This is a genomic window from Methylobacterium fujisawaense (assembly GCF_014138435.1).
Lineage (GTDB): Bacteria > Pseudomonadota > Alphaproteobacteria > Rhizobiales > Beijerinckiaceae > Methylobacterium > Methylobacterium fujisawaense.
This window is the reverse complement of sequence record NZ_JACJIM010000003.1, coordinates 132,112-149,522: the sequence shown is the minus strand read 5'-3', so window position 1 is coordinate 149,522 and position 17,411 is coordinate 132,112. Positions and strand designations below refer to the sequence as shown.

Here is a 17,411-nt window from a genome sequence, read left to right as displayed (position 1 = left end):
ACAAGGAGATTCGCATGGCCGCCGCCCTCGAAAGTGCCGTCGCATTGGACGCGGAAGCGCGCCGCGCCTTCGTCTTGCGCTACGTGCAGCCCGGCCTTGCGGGCCTGATCGACGGCTCGGTCTCGACCCTCGCGCCGATCTTCGCGGCGGCTTTCGCCACGGGGCATAACGGCGCGACCTTCCTGGTGGGGCTCGCGGCGTCGGTCGGGGCCGGCATCAGCATGGGCTTCACCGAGGCGCTCTCGGACGACGGCCAGGTCACGGGCCGCGGCGACCCCTGGCTGCGCGGCCTAGTGTGCGGGGCCATGACCACGCTGGGCGGCCTCGGCCACACGCTGCCCTACGCGATTCCCGACACGCTCCCGCCCGGCTGGCCGAACCCGTTTGTGCTCGCCACGAGCCTCGCCGTCCTGGTCGTGGTGGTGGAACTCGCGGTCATCGCGGCGATCCGCACGCGCTTCATGGCGACGCCCTTCTGGCGCGCGGCCCTGCAGGTCATGCTCGGCGGAGCGCTGGTGCTGGTGGTCGGGATGCTGATCGGAAGCGCTTGACGCGAGGCGCCGCGCCCGCGATGCGGGGCGCCTTCCGTCCCCGTGTCGAGGGTGACCACCGGCGTTGACCTTCCGCCTCGCCCATCTCAGCGATCCGCATGTCGGCCCCCTCGGCCGGGTGCGTCTCCACCAGCTCATCGGCAAGCGCGCCACCGGCTACGCCAATTGGCGGCGCGGGCGCTCGCGCAGCCACGACATGACCGTGCTGGAGGCGCTGGTCACCGATCTGAAGGCGCAGGGCGCCGGACACATCGCCTGTACGGGCGACCTGTGCAACATCGGCCTGCCGAGCGAATGGGAGACGGCCCGCACCTTCCTGGAGGCACTGGGCTCGCCCGAAGCGGTCAGCTTCGTGCCGGGCAACCACGATGCCTATGTTCGCGGCTCCCTCGAAGGCCTGCTCGCCGCCTGCGGCCGTTACACGGGCGACGATTCCGGCTCGTGGGGCCGCTTTCCCTACCTGCGGCGGCGTGGGCCCCTGGCGCTGGTCGGCCTGTCCAGCGCGATTCCGACCAAACCCTTCGTGGCGACGGGCCGCCTCGGTGCGCCGCAGCTGGCCGCGGCCGAAGCCCTGCTCCGCGCCCTGGCCACGGAGCCGGGGCGCCCGTTCCGCGTGGTGATGATCCACCATCCGCCGCAGCCCGGGGGCGCCTCGCCCGGCCGCGAGCTGAAGGATGCCGCAGCGTTCACCGCGATGATCGCACGGGCCGGGGCGGACCTGATCCTGCACGGTCACAATCACGTCACCAGCGCCGCCCGGATCCCGGGGCCGGACGGCCGGGCCGTCCCGGTGGTGGGTGCCCCCTCCGCATCGGCGCGCCCGCACGGACACGGGGCGATGGCGTCGCGCCGGGCCTCCTACCTGCTGTTCGAGATCGACCGGTCGGACCAGAGGGTCTCGGTCACAGCCCGGCGACGGGGCCTCGATGCGTCAGGCGCCATCAGCGATCTCGGCGCCCTGGACCTCGACGGGTCGGACCTCGACGCGTCAAACCTCGCCTGACGAGCCGGGCCGGCCGGCCCGTGAGGGGGGCGCCGGCCCGGGATCGGGATGCGGGTCAGATGCCGACGACTGCCAAGTCGGTGCGCTGCTGTCGGCTGAGGCTCGCTTCGTAGCGCTCGGCCTGGAGGCGGGTAAGACCGCAGATCAACGCGAGTGTCCCGCGATACACAGTGTAGGTGCCGTCGTGTGTCGGCCTGACGCGAATCACCTCTGCCATGGAAGCCTGCCTTCTGCTGGAGGTTGCCTGCCCTCGTCTAAGAAAGTCGTTCCTTCTCGCTGAATTGGCCGGTCGAACGCGCGAACGGGGAGAGGTTATCAGTCGTTCCAAAGGTAGCAAGAGCCGCCTACGTCGGAATGCTTAGGTCTTTTCTGCTGCATTGCGGCAAAGCCTTGCCGGCGTTGGCGATCCGCGGAAGCGGAAAAAAGCGGCCGTCGGCTTGCATATTGAATATGCTGCACGGGCCGGCCGGGAGCCGCTCGGGCGGTGCGAATCGTAGGATGGACCCCGCCCGTCCGGGCGCGCGAAAGGAACCCCCATGCAGCTCTGGCGTCTGACGGCGACCGACCTCGCGGCCCTGATCCGCACCGGCCAAGTTTCGGCCCGGGAGGTCGCGCGGGACGCCCTCGACCGGCTCGAGACGGTCAATGGGCGGATCAACGCCGTGGTCGAGCACCGCCCGGAGGATGTGCTGGCGCAGGCCGACACGGTGGACGCCGCCCGGGCTCGGGGTGAGGCGCCCGGTCCGCTCGCGGGTGTTCCGGTCACCATCAAGGTCAACGCCGACCAGCGGGGCTTCGCGACGACGAACGGGCTGCGTCTCCAGCGCGACCTCGTGGCGACGGACGACAATCCCGTGGTCGCCAATTTTCGCCGGGCCGGCGCGGTGCTGCTCGGTCGGACCAACACGCCCGCCTTCTCGCTGCGTTGGTTCACCACCAACCAGCTCCACGGCGACACCAAGAATCCGCGCGATCCGGCTCTGACGCCCGGCGGCTCGTCCGGAGGCGCGGGCGCGGCTGTGGCGGCCGGGATCGGCGCGATCGCCCACGGCACCGACATTGCCGGATCGGTGCGCTATCCAGCCTATGCCTGCGGCGTGCACGGGCTGCGTCCGAGCCTGGGCCGGATCCCCGCCTGGAATCCGTCCTCGCCCGAGCGCGGGATCGGTCCCCAACTCATGGCGGTCTCGGGGCCGCTCGCCCGCAGCATCGCGGATCTTCGCCTCGGCCTCGAAGTCATGGCGGCCCCGGATCCGCGCGATCCATGGTGGGTGCCGGCGCCGCTGGAAGGGCCGTCCGTGCCGCGCCAGGTCGCCCTGTGCGTGCGGCCTGGGGGCCTCGCCGCCGCCCCGGAGGTCGAAGCCGCCCTGCGGGAGGCCGCGCGCCGCCTGGCCGAGGCCGGATGGACGGTCACGGAGATCGCCGACACCCCGCCGATCCGGGAAGCCAGCGAACTCCAGCTCCAGCTCTGGCTCGGGGACGGCTACGCGGCGGTCCGGGCTGCGGCGGAGCGGGAAGGGGATCCTGCGGCCATCGGGCTCCTGGAGAGCTTCCGGTCGCGGGCCGAGGCGATGGCGCCCGACGCCATCGCCCGGGCGCTCGCCCGGCGCGCGACGCTGGCGCGGGAATGGTCGCTGTTCCTTGCCGAGAACCCTGTGCTCCTGGTCCCGGTCTCGGGCGAGCTGCCCTTCCCCGACGGGCTCGACCGCACCGGGGACGCCGGTGTCGCCCGGGCCTTCGAGGCGAACCTGCTGCAGGTGGGACTGGCACCGATCGGGGTCCCGGCGCTCACCGTAACGACCGGCCTCGTCGGACGGACCCCTGTCGGGGTGCAACTGGTCGCCGCCCGCTACCGGGAAGACCTATGCCTCGCGGCCGGCGCGGCGATCGAGGCCGGAGGCGTGCCGGAGATGCCAGTCGACCCGGTCTGACGCCGGGCCGCCCCTGTCCGGACCCGAAAAGTGGCTGGCCCGCCGGTCCGACGATCGGCTGAAAGAGTCGCGACGGGTCGAGGATCGCCACAGGCGGGTGCGTGTGAAGCCCCTGACAGGTCTGCCGGCCGCGCCGTCAGGTCCGCTCCTCGCCCTGGCGGGCTTCGTCCGCGGCGGCACGGCGGGAGGGCCTGCCGGGGTGCCGTCGCGATCGCGACCCTCGGCCGGGTCCGCGCCTGACATCACGCCGGCCGGGCTCAGGCCCGGCCTGCGGCTCCGAGGTTTGCCAGCAGGGCCGCAAACAGGCGCGCCCGCTGCGGCAGGGTCTCGATCAGCACGTGCTCCTCCAGGGTGTGGTAGCCTTGGCCCAGCGGCCCTAGCCCGTCGAGGGTCGGGATACCGTTGGCGCCGGTGAAGTTGCCGTCCGAGCCGCCGCCGGCGCTGCGATGAGGCAGGGGCTGGCCGAGCGCCTCGCTCAGGGCACGCGCCTGCTCGTAGAGCGCCATGCAGCCTGCATCCGGCTCCCAGACCGGCCGGGTCACGCCCCGGGTCACGGTGAAGCGGACGCCGTCCTCCTCACCCGACAGCGCCAGCATCCGCTCGACGCCGCGGTCGAGGTCGGCCTGGCGCTTGGCCATGCTGAGCGCCTGCCCGCGGCAGACGGTCGGGACGCAGTTCACCCACTGCCCGCCCGAGACGATCCCGGTGGAGACGGTGCAGTCGGCATCCGAGAGCCCATCGATCGCGAGGATCTTGCGCGCCATCGCGCGGATCGCCGAGCGCCCCTCGTGGGGCGAGGCGCCGGCATGGCTCGGACGGCCTAGGGCCTCAAGGTCGAATCGGGCGATGGCGTAGCGCCCGGTGACCACGCCGTTGTCGGGCTGGCCGGGTTCGGGCACCAGCACGACGACGTGGCGGGCCGCCTCAGCCTCGATCAGGTCGCGGGTCGAGGGGCTGCCGACCTCCTCGTCGCCGGTGAACAGGACGGTCACCGGCAGCGGCGTCTCGATCCCGGCCGCCGCCAGGGCGCGGATCGCCGCCAGGGCGATGACGTTGCCCCCCTTCATGTCGAGGATGCCCGGGCCGTAGGCGCGGTCGCCGTCGATCCGCCAGGGCAGGCTTCCGAGGGTGCCGACCGGATGCACCGTGTCGAGATGGCCGAGCACCAGAATGCCGGGCCGGTCGCGGTCCCGGTGCGGGAACCGCGCGCGGACGCAGTCGCTCAGGCCCATGCGGCCCGGGATCGTCTCGACGGTCGCCCCGAGGAGCGCGAGATCGCGGGCGGCGACGCTCATCATCCGATTGACCGCCGCCGCGTCGTGGGTGGGACTCTCGCACAGGACCCAGGGCTGCAGGGTCGCGAGGATGTCCTGAGCGTCGAAGCGCAGATCCGAAATCATCGGGCTTTCTCCTCGGCGAACGGATCGGCGACCCGCGGCCAGTAGTGGCCCGACCGCTTGGTGTAGGGGATCGCGCCGTAATCCGGCGGAACGGCTCCGGGCGCCGCGACGTAGCGGACCTCGCTCGCGATCGGCGCGAAGGCGGCGTAGAAATGCTGCATCGACTTCACCACGACCATCCGCTTGTCGTCGAGGGTGAGGCCGAGACCCGTGAACGCGTCGGGCGCGAAGGCCTGCTGGCGCTTGTGGGTCAGCACCACGTGGATCCCGTCCGCCTCGACCCAGGCCGCGGGGCCGAGATGGGCGCGGCCGCCGCTGAGGCCGGTCTGGCTGTGGTTGTCGGACAGGCCGCGCACCGTGACGCGCAGGTCCACCGGGTTCCCGGAGGTCACGCCGCACTTGCCGCCGATCCGCAGCGTGAAAGACGCCCCGAGCCCGGCCTCGTGGCAGATGCCGACTGCCCCGGGATCCCAGATCAGGCCGAGGGCCACGTCCTTGACGCCCCGCTCTGCGAGGCGGGCGAGGATCGCGGTGTTGTCCGAAGGCGCGCCCGCGCCGGCATTGTCGGCGAAGTCGGCGAGGACCATCGGGCGCGGGTCGGCGGAGGCGAGGGCGAAATCGATGGCCGCGTCGATCGTATCGCAGCGGCTCGCCGCCTCCTCCCGCATCGCCCAGACCGCGCCGGCCAGCTCATCGGCCAGCGCCTGCGCCTTGCCGGCATCACCGTCGGCGACGACCAGCATCTTGGCGCCCACATCCGCCACGTCGCCCCAGGGGAAGCCGTGCCCGAAGGAGACCGACAGGATGCCGTCGCGCCCCTCCAGGGACTCCATCCGGCGCACGAAGCCCGCGACCGGCTCGCGGCTGGTGCGCCACATGTTGACGATCCGGCAGTCGGCGTACGCCATCACCGGCCGGATGTCCTTCGACACCGTCTTGACGACCAACGGATACAGGTCGCGGGCGCGGTCGACGATGTCGGTGTGCGGGTATTCCTTGTAGATCACGATGACGTCGGCGTTGGTTCGCATCGTCTCGGTGAGATGGCAGTGGAGGTCGAGCTCGACGCCGATCGTGGCGTCCGGCCCGACGATGGCGCGGACCCGCTCCAGGATGTCGCCCTCGCAGTCGTCATAGCCCTCCGCCACCATGGCGCCGTGCATGAACAGCAGCACCGCGTCGACCGGCATCGCCGCCTTCAGGTCCTCCAGCAGGGTGTCGCGCAGGTCCTCGTAGACGGCCCGCAGGGTGATGCCGCCGGGCTGCGCGAAGGTCGAGAGGCTCTCGACCACCGCATGCCCGTCCGCCTCGGCCATCGCGCGCCAGGCCTTGAGGCCGATATTGCTCAGGCTCGGCGGGTTCCGGCTGCCGTCGCGGCGGGCGTAGTCGGCGTGAAACGCCGCTTGTCCGGTGGGCAAGGGCGCGAAGGTGTTGGTCTCTGTGGCGAGACCCGCGATGAAGATCTTCAAGGTCCTGTCCCAATCCGTCCCGGCCGCCGGGTCAGGCGGGGCTCGGGGTCAGCGTGATCACCGTCTCGGTGGCCGCGTCCACGGCCGCGCGGCCGTAGAGCATCGGCACATAGTCCTGGCGCCCCCAGACCGGGGCCAGATCGGCGTAGTGCGGGCTTGCCGGGTCCCCCGACTGGCCCGGCACGTTGATGAAGACCGAACGGTCCCAGTCCCCCACATCCACGACCATGCGGAACGAGGCGCCGTGGGTGAGCCGGAACGTGTCGGTCCGGTACTCCGCGTGCATGACCGATGCCGCGGCTCCGCCCACGGGGAGCGGACCGATATCCCAGCGGGAATCGGGCCTCAGGGCGGTCAGCGGATGCGCGAACAGCGCGTGGTGCAGGCGGCCCCAGGACCAGCCCGCGGGGTCGGCGCCCATCCGCTCCCGGCAGGTGCGGTAGGCGGCGGCGAGGGCGTCGGTGAGCAGCGCCGCGCACGCCGCCGGGTCGAGACCGGTCTCCAGCCGCTCGATCAGGCTCTGCGTGTCGCCGGGCGGCAGCAGGCGCCGCGTCCCCGGATCGGGCACCAGCGCCGCGAGCAGGGCCGGGCGGAGGTGCCGGACCCAGACCACCTCGATCAGGGCCGCCGCCGCGGAGCCGTGGTGCAGCGCGCCGTCGAACGACGCCAGCACGGCCTGGGCCGCGGCGACATCGGGATCGCCCGCCGCCGGCAGGGCCCGCACCAGATCGACCAGCCGCCGGGCCGGCTCGGAGACGACATCCCCCTGGAGCGCCTGCGAGTCGGCGAGGCTGTGCCGGTCCGGCCCGCCGAGCACCGCCCGGATACGGCCGGCGCGCCAGGGCTCGGCCCATTCGAACCCGACCTTCCGATCCTCCGCGGGGTAGTCCGGCGGCAGGTTCATCTCGTTGGCGGTGGCGAGCCAGCCCGAGGCCGGATCGACGCTGCGGGGCAGGGCGCCGGGATCGTGGAAGCCGGCCCAATCGTAGCGACCATCGCCCGGCACCGGCAGCAATCCGTCATGGCCGGGGCGGACCGGCGCCTTGCCGGCCATGAACCACGCGATGTGCCCCGCGGTGTCGGCGTAGAGCTGGTTCACCGAGGGCGCCGACCAATGGCGCAGGGCCTCGCCGAAGTCCTCGGGCGTCGTGGCGCCGAGATAGGCGAGGCTGCCGAGATAGGCGGCAGCGCCGGGCTCCGACCAGACGGTCCGCAGCGCGAAGGCGCGGCCGCGGTCCTCGCGAAGCACAGGCCCGTGCCGGGTGAAGCCGAGAATGACGGTCTCGTCCGGTCCGCCGCGCACCGGGATCCGCTCCGTGATGCGCGTGATCGCCGCCCAACCGTCGCCGAAGCGGTAGCGGTCGGGATCGGCCGGGTCGGTCTCGCAGACGAAGAGATCCTCCTGGTCCATCGGCGCGATGGTGAGGCTGAAGGCGGCCTGGCCGTTATGGCCGATGGAGATGCCGGGCAGGGCCGGCTCGCCGGCCCCGATCACGTCGAGCCCCGGGGCGGTCAGGTGCACGGCGTAGCGCAGCGAGGGCTGCAGGTAGACCCGGTGCGGATCGCTCGCCAGGATCGGCCGTCCGGTGGCAGTGCGGGACGGCGCCACCGCCCAGTTGTTCGAGCCCTCGGCCGGCTCCTTCGGCACGCTGCGGGGGCCGCGCGTGACGGCTCCGTGCGCGTCGACCTTGGACCAGTCCCAGGCCTCCGCGCGGGTCGCCGCCATCCGGTCCGGGCTGAACCCCACCGTCGCCGTGGCCAGTCGGAAGTCGTCGAGGAGATCGTCCGGCCAGTCGACGGCGTCGAAACCGTCCGGGACGATGGGTTCGTGGGGCGGGCTGATCCGCTTGCGCAGGTCGTCCGCGTCGAGCCCGTCTGCCCGGCTCTCCGCACGGGCGAGGACCCGTGCGCGGGCGACCTCGGACAGGACGTTGCGGATCAGCCCGTGGCTGCGGATGCGCACCACGTCCTCCGGCTGCCACAGGGCCGGGCGCGTGTCCGTCACGGCGAATTCCGGCGGGCGCAGCTCGGGACGCGCCTCGGTCAGGGCCACGTAGGCGTTGATCCCCGCCACGAACGCCGTGACGATGGCCCGCGTGTCCTGCGGCCCGTAGGCCGCCCACTCGGCCGCCATGTCGCCGCGGTAGAGGAACAGCCGGGCCGCGCGATCCTGGGCGAGGTAGCCGGGCCCGAAATCCGCCGCCAGCAGGCCGAGGCCGCGCTTGCGCCAGAGGTCGAGCTGCCAGAGCCGGTCCCGGGCCGCGTTGAACCCCTGCGCCCGGAAGGCGTCGAGCGCCGTGCCGGCGCGGATATGCGCCAGCCCCCAGCGGTCGAGGCGGATCTCCACCGGCGCGTCGAGGCCGGGGAGGGGATAGGTCGCGCCGCTCACAGAGCCACTTCGATGAGGTGCGGACCCGGATTGGCCAGCGCGTGCTCGAACGCCGCGATGAAGTCGGGCAGGGTCTCGACCCGCCGCCCCGCGACCCCGAATCCTCGGGCGAGGCTCACCCAATCCACCGCCGGATCGTCGAGGCTCAGCATGCCGAGCGCCTTCGGGCCGGGATTGAGCGCGCCGACATTGGCGAGCTCCGCCCGCAGGATCGCGTAGGAGCGGTTCGACCAGACGAGCGTCACCACGTCGAGGCGCTCGCGGGCCTGGGTCCAGAGCGCCTGCACCGTGTAGAGACCGCTGCCGTCCGCCTGCAGGTTGATGACCTTGCGGTCGGGGCAGGCCACGGCGGCGCCGGTCGCCATCGGGATGCCGAGGCCGATCGACCCGCCGCTGAGCTGGAGCCAGGTATGGGGCGCGGCATCCCGGGTAAGGGCGAAGAAGTTGCGCCCCGTCGTGATCGACTCGTCGCAGATCACCGCGCCCTCGGGGATCAGCGCGCCGAGCACCTGTCCGATCGTGTCCTGGTCCAGCGGACCTGAGGTCGGGAGCTTCGGCCGCGGGCCGACGGCGACCGGTTCGGCGGGCGGGGCCGCGACGGCCTCGGCGAGCCGCTCGAGGGCGTCGATCTGGTCCTCCTCGGGCGTCGCCAGCGTGATCGTGGTGCTGCCCTCCGGCGCCAGCAGGCTCGGCTTGCCCGGGTAGGCGAAGAAGCCCACCGGCGGGGTCGCGCCGATCAGGATGATGTGGCGGAAGTCCTTCAGGGCCGCGATGCCCTGGTCGATCGGGTAGGGCAGGCGCTCGATCGGCACGGTGCCGGCGCCGCGGTCGATCCGGGCATTCGACGTCATGGCCATCAGCTGCGCGCCGGTCTTGCGGGCGATCCGGTCGGCGATCACCCGGCCCTCGTTCCGGACTGCCCGGTCGCCGAGATGCAGGAGCACCGGCTCGCCGCTCCGGAGCGCCTCCACGGCCGCCGCGATCGCGTCGTCGCTCGCCCGCGCACGCTCGGGGATCGGCGGCACGGGCGCGGGTCCGGTGCCGGGATCCCAGGCGGTGTTGGCCGGGAGGATCAGCGTCGCGACCTGACCCGGGGCGGTACGAGCGGCCGCGATGGCGGCGGCGCCGTCGGAGCCAATCTCGGTCGCGCTCATCCCAGTCCGCACCCAGGACGACATCGGATGGGCCAGCCCCTCGATGTCGGAGGTGAGCGGCGCGTTGTATTCCCGATGGTAGGTCGCGTGCTCGCCGACGATGTTGACGACGGGGGTGCGTGCCTTCTTGGCGTTGTGGAGGTTGGCCAATCCGTTGGCGAGGCCCGGCCCGAGATGGAGCAGGGTCGAGGCCGGCTTGTCGGCCATGCGGGCGTAACCGTCGGCGGCACCCGTCGCCCCGCCCTCGAACAGGAACAGGACGCAGCGCATCCCCTCGACCCGATCGAGGGCGGCGACGAAATGCATCTCGGACGTGCCGGGATTGGTGAAGCACACCTCGACCCCGCCCTCGACAAGGGTCCGGACCAAGCTCTCGGCCCCGTTGATGGCGCGCGGCGTCTCGTCGGTCACGGGTGTCTCCCTCGCGGTGCCGCCGAGTTGGCCGGCGAATCGCATTTTTTATTATCGTGACGCGGCTGACGCCACGCGCAAGAGGCGAAGTCCGGCATCTTCTGTTCGCCGAACGCAGGACCTAAACTTGAGCGTGGCGCGGGAATTGCGCTTGGCGCGCCGCAACTACGACGATTGGGATCCGGATGACATTTCGCCGCCTGATTGCCGCCGCCCTGGCGGGTTCCGTGGCCCTGACGGGATCGGCCAGCGCCGAGAGCGTCCTGCGCATCGCCATGACGGCGAGCGACATCCCCACCACGACGGGCATGCCCAACAACGGCTTCGAGGGGATGCGCTTCCTCGGCTACCCGATCTTCGAGGGGCTGGTGCAGTGGGATCTCAAGAGCACCACCAAGCTCGCCGGGCTCATCCCGGCTTTGGCCGAGCGCTGGGAGCAGGATCCGAACGACAAGGCGGTCTGGACCTTCCACCTGCGCCAGGGCGTGAAGTTCCATGACGGGACGCCGTTCAACGCCGACGCGGTGATCTGGAATCTCGACCGCTACTTCAAGAACGACAGCCCGCAATTCGAGGCCCAGGGCGCCGGCATCACACGGGCGCGGGCGCCGCTCGTCGGGAGCTACAGGAAGATCGACGATTCGACCGTGCAGATCACCACCACGCAGGTCGCCTCGTACTTCCCCTACATGGTGGTCTACGTGCTCTTCACCTCGCCCACCTCCTTCGAGAAGGCGGGGCGCGACTGGAGCAAGGTCGCGGCGCTTCCGGCAGCCGGCACGGGCCCGTTCAGGATCACCCGCGTGGCCCCGCGGGAGGCGGTCGATCTCGCCAAGTTCGACGGCTACTGGGACCCGGACCGGATGGCCAAGGTCGACAAGGTCCGGCTGCTGCCGATCCCGGAGGCGAATGCCCGGGTCGCGGCCCTCCGGGCCGGCCAGGTCGACTGGATCGAGGTACCGGCGCCCGACGCGATCCCGTCGCTGAAACAGGCGGGCTTCACGATCACCACGGGCTCATACCCGCATGTCTGGCCCTACCTCTTCAACATCGGCGCCAAGGACAGCCCGCTGAAGGATGTGCGCGTCCGGCAGGGCCTGAACTACTGCATCGACCGGGCGGGCATCGTCGAACTCCTCAACGGGACCGCCGAGCCGGCGACGGGGTGGCTGAACGACAAGGACCCGAATTTCGGCAACCCGAAGAACCGCTACACCTTCGACGCCGCCAAGGGGAAGGCGCTGCTGGCCGAGGCCGGCTTCACCGACAAGAAGCCGCTCAGCCTCAAGGTGATGATCTCCTCCTCCGGCTCGGGCCAGATGCTGCCGATGCCGATGAACGAGTACCTGCAGGAGAACCTGAAGCAGGCCTGCAACGTCGATCTGACCTTCAACGTCGTCGAATGGCAGGTTCTGCTGAACGCCGCCCGGGCGCTCCCCGACGCGCCGAACCTTCAGGGGGCGATGGCGCTCAATGTCTCCTCGCCCTCGTCGGATCCCGCCGTCATGGCCCGCTACTTCGCGGGCGACCGGTTCCCGCCCAACGGCTTCAACTTCCCCAACTGGAAGGATGACCCGTTCGACACGGCCCTGAAGGCGCTTGCCGAGACCACCGACGCCAAGGTGATCGACGCGCAGACCAAGACCGCCCACGAGCGCCTGGTGGACAACCCGCCCTGGCTGTTCGTCGTCCACGACCTCAATCCCCGCGGGATGTCCAAGAAGATCCACGGTTTCGTCTCGCCGCAATCCTGGTTCGTCGATCTCACCCTCGTCAGCGTGCAGTAGAACCCATGTCCGACATCGATCCCGTACACGCCTCCGCGGCCGAACTCGCCCGGGCGATCCAAGGGCGGACGCTCTCGCCGGTCGAGGCCGTCGATGCCCTTCTCGGGCGGATCGACCGGCTGGAGCCCAAGCTCCAGGCCTTCACGGAGGTCTTCGCCGCCGATGCCCGCCTCGCCGCCGAGGGCGCCGACCGGGCGATCCGGTCGGGCCATGCCGTGGGGCCGCTCCATGGCGTCCCCGTCGTGCTCAAGGACCTGATCGACCTGGAGGGCCGGATCACCATGGGCGGCTCGGCCGCCCACCGGGCCCGGCGGGCGGAGCGCACCGCGACGATCGCCAAGCGCCTCATCGGCCAGGGCATGATCGTGCTCGGCAAGACCCACACAGTGGAGTTCGCCTATGGCGGCTGGGGCACGAACCAGCATCTCGGCACACCGTGGAATCCCTGGGACACCGAGACGCCGCGCACCCCCGGCGGCTCGAGCAGCGGCACCGGCGTTTCGGTGGCGGCCCGGATGGCCCCCTGGGGCATCGGCACCGACACCGGCGGATCGGTGCGCCTGCCGGCCGCCTTCTGCGGGCTGACGGGGCTCAAGGTGACGGTCGGGCGCGTCTCGACCTGGGGGATCGTGCCGCTGTCTATGACCCTCGATACGCCCGGACCGCTGGCCCGCACCGTGGAGGATGCCGCGCTTCTCTACGAGGCGATCTCCGGCCCCGATCCCCGCGATCCGACCACCCGCGGGATCCAGCCGGAGGCCCCCTGGTCCACGCTCAACCGCGGCGTCCGCGGTCTGCGCCTCGGCCGGATGCCGGCCTCGGAACGGGACGGGGTCGCCCCCGACATGCTGGCCGCCTACGACGCGGCCCTGGACCTCCTGGCCGGGCAGGGGGCGGAGATCGTGGATGTCGATCTGCCGTTCCGGTTCAGCGACTGCATGGCGCTGACCGAGATCACCAACGCGGAGGCGTACTTCGTCAATGGGAGCCTGGCGGAGGACCCGTCCGCGCAACTCGGCGACGCCGTGCGGGGGCGGATCCTGGCCGGCGCGACGGTCTCGGCCCAGGCGTACCTCGGCACACTTCACCGGCGGGCCGCGATGAAAGAGCAATACGCTGCCGCCCTCGAGGGGATCGACGCCCTGCTGACGCCGACCACCGAGAGCGCGGCCGTGGCCCTCGCCGCCGTCGACGAGGCGCACCTGCCGTCGCGCTTCACCCGCTTCGGCAACCTGCTCGACCTCTGTGCCCTGGCTCTGCCGAACGGCTTCACCGGCTCCGGCCTGCCGCTCTCGCTGCAGATCGTCTGCCGGGGATACGAAGAGGCAACGGCTCTGCGGATCGGACAGGCCTACCAGCGGGCGACCGACTGGCACCTGCGCCGGCCGCCGATGTGAGGGGCGTTCGGTCGCGTCCCGCCGGCTCCATCACCGGCTCACGGGACGGCGCGGCGAAAGGAACACGTCCGCCGCGCCGCCCTGCACCGGGCATCAGCGGGCGAAGAGAGTCCAGATCCAGACGACGAGCGCCCAGAACGCCTTCAGGTTCCAGATCAGCGCTCTGAACCAGACCGACAGAAAGCTGAGAAAGACGACGGCACAGAGGAACGCGCTCATCCAGGCGGAATCCTCGGTGACGAGACCGAGCCGCCAGATGGCCCAGGAGAAAGCGAGTCCGAGGAGGCAAAGACCGAAGGCGATGACCACCGGGTGCGCCAGCCCCCGGTGCGCGGCGCTTGCGCCGTCTTGAGACGAAGCGTCCATGCGCGCGGCCCGTCGCGGAGATCGCCAGGAGCCTACGCGGCCACGGCTTACGATCGCCTTAGCGCCGAAGACCAATCAGCCGGACCGGCATGCCGCCGAGCCGCCGGCTCAGACAGCCGGTGCCTGGCCCGAGACCACGACGCCGAGGGTATCGAGCAGCGACGACCGGGCCCGGCTCACCCGGCTCTTGACGGTCCCGACCTGACAGCCGAGCTTCAGGGCGGCTTCCTCGTAGGTGTGGCCCTCCGCCCCCACCAGCAGCAGCGCCTGCCGCTGCGCCGAGGGCAGGTCACCGAGACGTTCCCAGACGACCTTGAGGGTGCTGGCATCCTCCTGGTCGGAGGGGCTGCTCATCTGACCCGCATGCGTCCCGTCCACATCCTCCACCTCCCGCCGCGTCTTGCGCAGGTCCGTGTAGAACTGGTTGCGCAGGATGGTGAACAGCCAAGCGGTGAAGTTCGTGCCCGGCCGGAACTTCTGCTGGTTCGCCCAGGCCTTCACGAAGGTCTCCTGCACCAGATCGTCGGCGCGGCTCACATCGCCGACGAGCGACAGCGCGAAGGTGCGCAGAGCCGGCAAGGCCTTGATGATGTCGCCGCGGAAGTCGAAGGGCACCGTGTCGCCATGCGCCTTGATCGCCACCTCGAACCGGGTGACCAAGGCGGCGAGCTGCGCCGGCAGCGGCTCCTGCTCGACGACCCGGAAATACTCGCGGATCGGCAGGACGAGGTGCTGGCCGATGGCTGCGGCGTAGCTGTCATCCCGGGCACGTACGACGGCGTCGGGCAGGTCCGCAGCAGCATCAGTCATGAATCTTTCCGCCTCCAACACCGATTTACTGGAATCGCTCTAACGTCGGTAGCGGTAAAATTCTGAACCTATGCCAAACGCTCCCGAACGTGACAGGGAATTTAGGCAGAGCGCCCGGCAAGACGGACGGATCGGATCCGCGCAGCCGGACTGGCGCCGCCCCCTCGGGGGATGCACACTGCGCGCAGCCAGGAGAGCGGGATGAGCCACGATCACGCCGATCATGAGCATGATCACCACGATCATCAGCACGATCATCAGCACGATCATCACCATGGCAGCGCCTTGTCGCCGGTGGAGGCCCGGGTGCGCGCCCTCGAATCCCTGCTCACCGAGAAAGGCTATGTCGACCCGGCGGCCCTCGATGCCCTGGTCGAACTCTACGAGACCAAGGTCGGCCCACATGCGGGCGCCCGGGTCGTGGCACGGGCCTGGACCGATCCCGCATACCGGGCGCGGCTCCTGGCCGACGCCACGCCGGCCATCGCCGAACTGGGGATCGGCGGCCGCGGCGGCGAACACATGGTGGTGGTCGCGAACACGCCGGAGACGCACAACCTCGTCGTCTGCACCCTGTGCTCCTGCTACCCGTGGCCGGTGCTCGGCCTGCCCCCGGTCTGGTACAAGGCGCCGCCCTATCGGGCCCGGGCGGTGATCGACCCGCGCGGCGTTCTCGCCGAGTTCGGGGTGACGCTGCCGGAAACCACCCGCATCACCGTCTGGGACTCGACGGCCGAGACCCGCTACATGGTCCTGCCCATGCGGCCTGCCGAGACGGAGGGCTTTTCCGAGGAGTCGCTGGCCGCCCTCGTGACCCGCGATTCCATGATCGGCACGGGCCTGCCCAAGGGCATACCGGCCTCGCCCATGGAGATGCCGGTATGAACGGCGCCCAGGATCTCGGCGGCTGCCACGGCTTCGGGCCGGTGACGCCGGAGCCGGACGAGCCGGTCTTCCACGCCCCTTGGGAGCGCCGCGTCTTCGCGATGGCGATGGCCATGGGCTACACGGGTGCGTGGAACCTCGACGGCAGCCGCGCCAATCGGGAATCCTTGCCGCCCGCGGAGTACCTTGCGGCGAGCTACTACGAGATCTGGCTGAAGGCCCTGGAGAAGCAGGTCACCGCCACCGGATTGGCGACGCAGGCGGAGATCGAGGCCGGCAAGTCCGCGGCCCCGGCCGAGCCTGTCGCGCGCGTCCTGCACCGCGAGGGACTGGAAGAGCGCTTCCGGGCCGGTTTCCCGAGCAGCCGCACCGCCGCTACCGCGGCCCGTTTCGCGGTGGGCGACGCGATCCGGGCGCGCAATGATCACCCAACCGGCCATACGCGGCTGCCGCGCTACGTCCGGGGCAGGCACGGCCGGATCGTGCGCGTCGACGGTGTCTTCGTCTTCCCCGACACCAACGCCTACGGGGCGGGCGAGAACCCGACATGGCTCTACACGGTGGCCTTCACCGCGCAGGAGTTGTGGGGCGAGAGCGGCGATCCGGGCGGCATCGTCACGGTGGCGGCCTTCGAACCCTATCTGGAGCCCGCGTGACCGATCCGTCGCCGAACGCCTTCGCGGCGCCCTGGGAGGCGCAGGTCTTCGCCCTGGTGGTCGCCCTGCGGGAAGCCGGAGTGTTCACGTGGTCGGAATGGGCCGCGCGCCTCGGGCGGGAGATCCGCCCGGCGGGCGCGCCGGAGCAGGCGGCCGATTACGGCGCGTGGCTCGCGACTCTGGAGGCGCTGCTGGCCGAGCGCGGCGTGGCCGGACCCGAGACCGTCGCGGCGCGGACCGCGGCCTTCCTGCGGGCCGCGGAGGCCACGCCCCACGGCCAGCCGATCCGCCTGGAGAACGATCCGCTCTACCGGCCCTGAGGCCGGAGCCCGTCGAGCGGCACCGGAGCCGCGTGAGACCGGCCGCTCATCAGCTGGTCGAGCAAGGCCAGGACCTCGGGCCGCCCGCAATTGCGTGCGGGCTCGAACGGCGTCCAGGTCTGGACGAAGTCGAGTCGCTCGAACACGTCGCGGTAGCGGCGCAGTTCGCTCGGCGTGAGCGGTACCCCGCGGACGAAGGCCTTGTGGGCCGAGATCGTGGTGGCGCGGCGAAAATCGTCTGGGTCGAGTTCGAATTTCAGCGCATCGCCGCAGAAGCAGATCTTCCGCGACCGGTCGTACAGGACCGCGTGGCCATCGAAATGGCCGGCGGTCCGGTGCAGTTCCAAGCCGGGCAGGGGCTCGAGGAAATCGTCGTAGGGCCAGCTCACCTGGAGCGCGGCGCTCCAGGTGAGGTCGGCCGCCGGCAGGCACAGCTCCGGGTCGAACCGGTCCTGGAGCTGCGGCAGCGCCCCGTAGGAATGCGGGTGCGAGGCCGAGAGGACCGCCATGCCGCCGAGCCGGGCGATCTGGTCGAGGGCGGCCTCGCTGAAGACCGGGCAGCCCTCGAAACCCATATTCCCGTGCTCGGTCTGGATCAGGTAGGCGGAGGGCCCGATGCCGGAGACCGGCTCGTTCCAGAAGCGCCAGACGCCCGGCTCCAGCTCCTGCCAGTGACAGGGGAAGGCCTCCTGCGCCTCGCGGGCGGTGCGGAAGCGCCAGCCGTCCTGCGGCACCACGTGGCGGGCGTCGAGGCACATCGGGCAGGCGGCCGGCGTCTCGAAGTGCCGCTGCCAGAAGCCGCAATTGTCGCAGGTATAGGCGGGCAGCTTCAGGGCGCCCGCGAAGGGCAGGTAGCCGGGCATCGTGGTGGACCTTCCTCGA

14 protein-coding genes and 1 pseudogene are annotated in these 17,411 nt (G+C 71.2%); 8 read left to right on the top strand and 7 right to left on the bottom strand.

Features of this window, described 5'->3' with window-relative positions; genetic code table 11:
- Positions 1–47 precede the first annotated feature (47 nt).
- The 3 genes and pseudogenes from GGQ91_RS09760 to GGQ91_RS09750 form a co-directional block, all read left to right on the top strand.
- Positions 48–551, top strand: a pseudogene (locus GGQ91_RS09760) (VIT1/CCC1 transporter family protein); the annotation flags it as partial.
- A gap of 64 nt (positions 552–615) precedes the next feature.
- The gene (locus GGQ91_RS09755) at positions 616–1,554 is read left to right on the top strand and encodes a metallophosphoesterase family protein (RefSeq protein WP_043388809.1); all 939 of its coding nucleotides are present in this window, start codon (positions 616–618) and stop codon (positions 1,552–1,554) included.
- Positions 1,555–2,090: 536 nt separating this feature from the next.
- Positions 2,091–3,485: an amidase family protein gene (locus GGQ91_RS09750; RefSeq protein WP_182591883.1), complete on the top strand. Its 1,395-nt coding sequence runs from the start codon at positions 2,091–2,093 to the stop codon at positions 3,483–3,485.
- 257 nt (positions 3,486–3,742) lie between these two features.
- Here the strand turns inward: GGQ91_RS09750 and GGQ91_RS09745 are convergent, their stop codons facing one another.
- Genes GGQ91_RS09745 through GGQ91_RS09730 form a run of 4 tightly spaced genes read right to left on the bottom strand, consistent with a single transcriptional unit; the run spans position 3,743 to position 10,284 of the window.
- Positions 3,743–4,885, bottom strand: a complete 1,143-nt coding sequence (locus GGQ91_RS09745) for a M20/M25/M40 family metallo-hydrolase (protein WP_182591882.1) — start codon at positions 4,883–4,885, stop codon at positions 3,743–3,745.
- Positions 4,882–6,354 (bottom strand): M81 family metallopeptidase, encoded by a 1,473-nt coding sequence (locus GGQ91_RS09740; RefSeq protein WP_182591881.1) that lies wholly within the window; start codon positions 6,352–6,354, stop codon positions 4,882–4,884. The genes GGQ91_RS09745 and GGQ91_RS09740 overlap by 4 nt, the downstream gene beginning before the upstream one ends.
- A 31-nt stretch (positions 6,355–6,385) precedes the next feature.
- Positions 6,386–8,743 (bottom strand): penicillin acylase family protein, encoded by a 2,358-nt coding sequence (locus tag GGQ91_RS09735; protein WP_182591880.1) that lies wholly within the window; start codon positions 8,741–8,743, stop codon positions 6,386–6,388.
- On the bottom strand, positions 8,740–10,284 hold the full coding sequence (locus tag GGQ91_RS09730; protein ID WP_053610972.1) for an acetolactate synthase large subunit: 1,545 nt from the start codon (positions 10,282–10,284) through the stop codon (positions 8,740–8,742). The genes GGQ91_RS09735 and GGQ91_RS09730 overlap by 4 nt, the downstream gene beginning before the upstream one ends.
- Positions 10,285–10,493: 209 nt before the next feature.
- Between GGQ91_RS09730 and GGQ91_RS09725 the strand changes: the two genes are divergently transcribed.
- Both GGQ91_RS09725 and GGQ91_RS09720 read left to right on the top strand, forming a co-directional pair.
- Positions 10,494–12,095, top strand: a complete 1,602-nt coding sequence (locus GGQ91_RS09725) for an ABC transporter substrate-binding protein (protein ID WP_052083552.1) — start codon at positions 10,494–10,496, stop codon at positions 12,093–12,095.
- Between the two features lie 5 nt (positions 12,096–12,100).
- Positions 12,101–13,492 carry an amidase gene (locus GGQ91_RS09720; protein ID WP_043388823.1) on the top strand — a complete coding sequence of 464 codons (1,392 nt, stop codon included), beginning with the start codon at positions 12,101–12,103 and terminating at the stop codon, positions 13,490–13,492.
- A 93-nt stretch (positions 13,493–13,585) separates the two neighbouring features.
- Here the strand turns inward: GGQ91_RS09720 and GGQ91_RS09715 are convergent, their stop codons facing one another.
- Positions 13,586–13,858, bottom strand: a complete 273-nt coding sequence (locus tag GGQ91_RS09715; RefSeq protein WP_043388826.1) for a hypothetical protein — start codon at positions 13,856–13,858, stop codon at positions 13,586–13,588.
- A gap of 108 nt (positions 13,859–13,966) precedes the next feature.
- Positions 13,967–14,668: a sigma-70 family RNA polymerase sigma factor gene (locus tag GGQ91_RS09710; protein ID WP_043358038.1), complete on the bottom strand. Its 702-nt coding sequence runs from the start codon at positions 14,666–14,668 to the stop codon at positions 13,967–13,969.
- Between the two features lie 201 nt (positions 14,669–14,869).
- Between GGQ91_RS09710 and nthA the strand changes: the two genes are divergently transcribed.
- Genes nthA through GGQ91_RS09695 form a run of 3 tightly spaced genes read left to right on the top strand, consistent with a single transcriptional unit; the run spans position 14,870 to position 16,529 of the window.
- Positions 14,870–15,553, top strand: a complete 684-nt coding sequence (gene nthA / locus GGQ91_RS09705; protein WP_182591879.1) for a nitrile hydratase subunit alpha — start codon at positions 14,870–14,872, stop codon at positions 15,551–15,553.
- The gene (gene nthB, locus GGQ91_RS09700; RefSeq protein WP_182591878.1) at positions 15,550–16,209 is read left to right on the top strand and encodes a nitrile hydratase subunit beta; all 660 of its coding nucleotides are present in this window, start codon (positions 15,550–15,552) and stop codon (positions 16,207–16,209) included. Before nthA ends, nthB begins: the two co-directional genes overlap by 4 nt.
- The gene (locus tag GGQ91_RS09695) at positions 16,206–16,529 is read left to right on the top strand and encodes a nitrile hydratase accessory protein (protein ID WP_043388833.1); all 324 of its coding nucleotides are present in this window, start codon (positions 16,206–16,208) and stop codon (positions 16,527–16,529) included. The genes nthB and GGQ91_RS09695 overlap by 4 nt, the downstream gene beginning before the upstream one ends.
- On the opposite strand, the gene GGQ91_RS09690 is transcribed toward GGQ91_RS09695, so the two are convergent.
- Positions 16,517–17,392 carry an MBL fold metallo-hydrolase gene (locus tag GGQ91_RS09690; RefSeq protein ID WP_182591877.1) on the bottom strand — a complete coding sequence of 292 codons (876 nt, stop codon included), beginning with the start codon at positions 17,390–17,392 and terminating at the stop codon, positions 16,517–16,519. The genes GGQ91_RS09695 and GGQ91_RS09690 overlap by 13 nt on opposite strands.
- Positions 17,393–17,411: the final 19 nt, after the last annotated feature.

Coding starts and splice junctions, on each gene's coding strand:
- nthA (WP_182591879.1), top strand. CDS start 14,870: ATGAGCCACGATCACGCCGATCATGAGCATGATCACCACGATCATCAG.
- GGQ91_RS09725 (WP_052083552.1), top strand. CDS start 10,494: ATGACATTTCGCCGCCTGATTGCCGCCGCCCTGGCGGGTTCCGTGGCC.
- GGQ91_RS09690 (WP_182591877.1), bottom strand. CDS start 17,392: ATGCCCGGCTACCTGCCCTTCGCGGGCGCCCTGAAGCTGCCCGCCTAT.
- GGQ91_RS09710 (WP_043358038.1), bottom strand. CDS start 14,668: ATGACTGATGCTGCTGCGGACCTGCCCGACGCCGTCGTACGTGCCCGG.
- nthB (WP_182591878.1), top strand. CDS start 15,550: ATGAACGGCGCCCAGGATCTCGGCGGCTGCCACGGCTTCGGGCCGGTG.
- GGQ91_RS09745 (WP_182591882.1), bottom strand. CDS start 4,885: ATGATTTCGGATCTGCGCTTCGACGCTCAGGACATCCTCGCGACCCTG.
- GGQ91_RS09720 (WP_043388823.1), top strand. CDS start 12,101: ATGTCCGACATCGATCCCGTACACGCCTCCGCGGCCGAACTCGCCCGG.
- GGQ91_RS09715 (WP_043388826.1), bottom strand. CDS start 13,858: ATGGACGCTTCGTCTCAAGACGGCGCAAGCGCCGCGCACCGGGGGCTG.
- GGQ91_RS09750 (WP_182591883.1), top strand. CDS start 2,091: ATGCAGCTCTGGCGTCTGACGGCGACCGACCTCGCGGCCCTGATCCGC.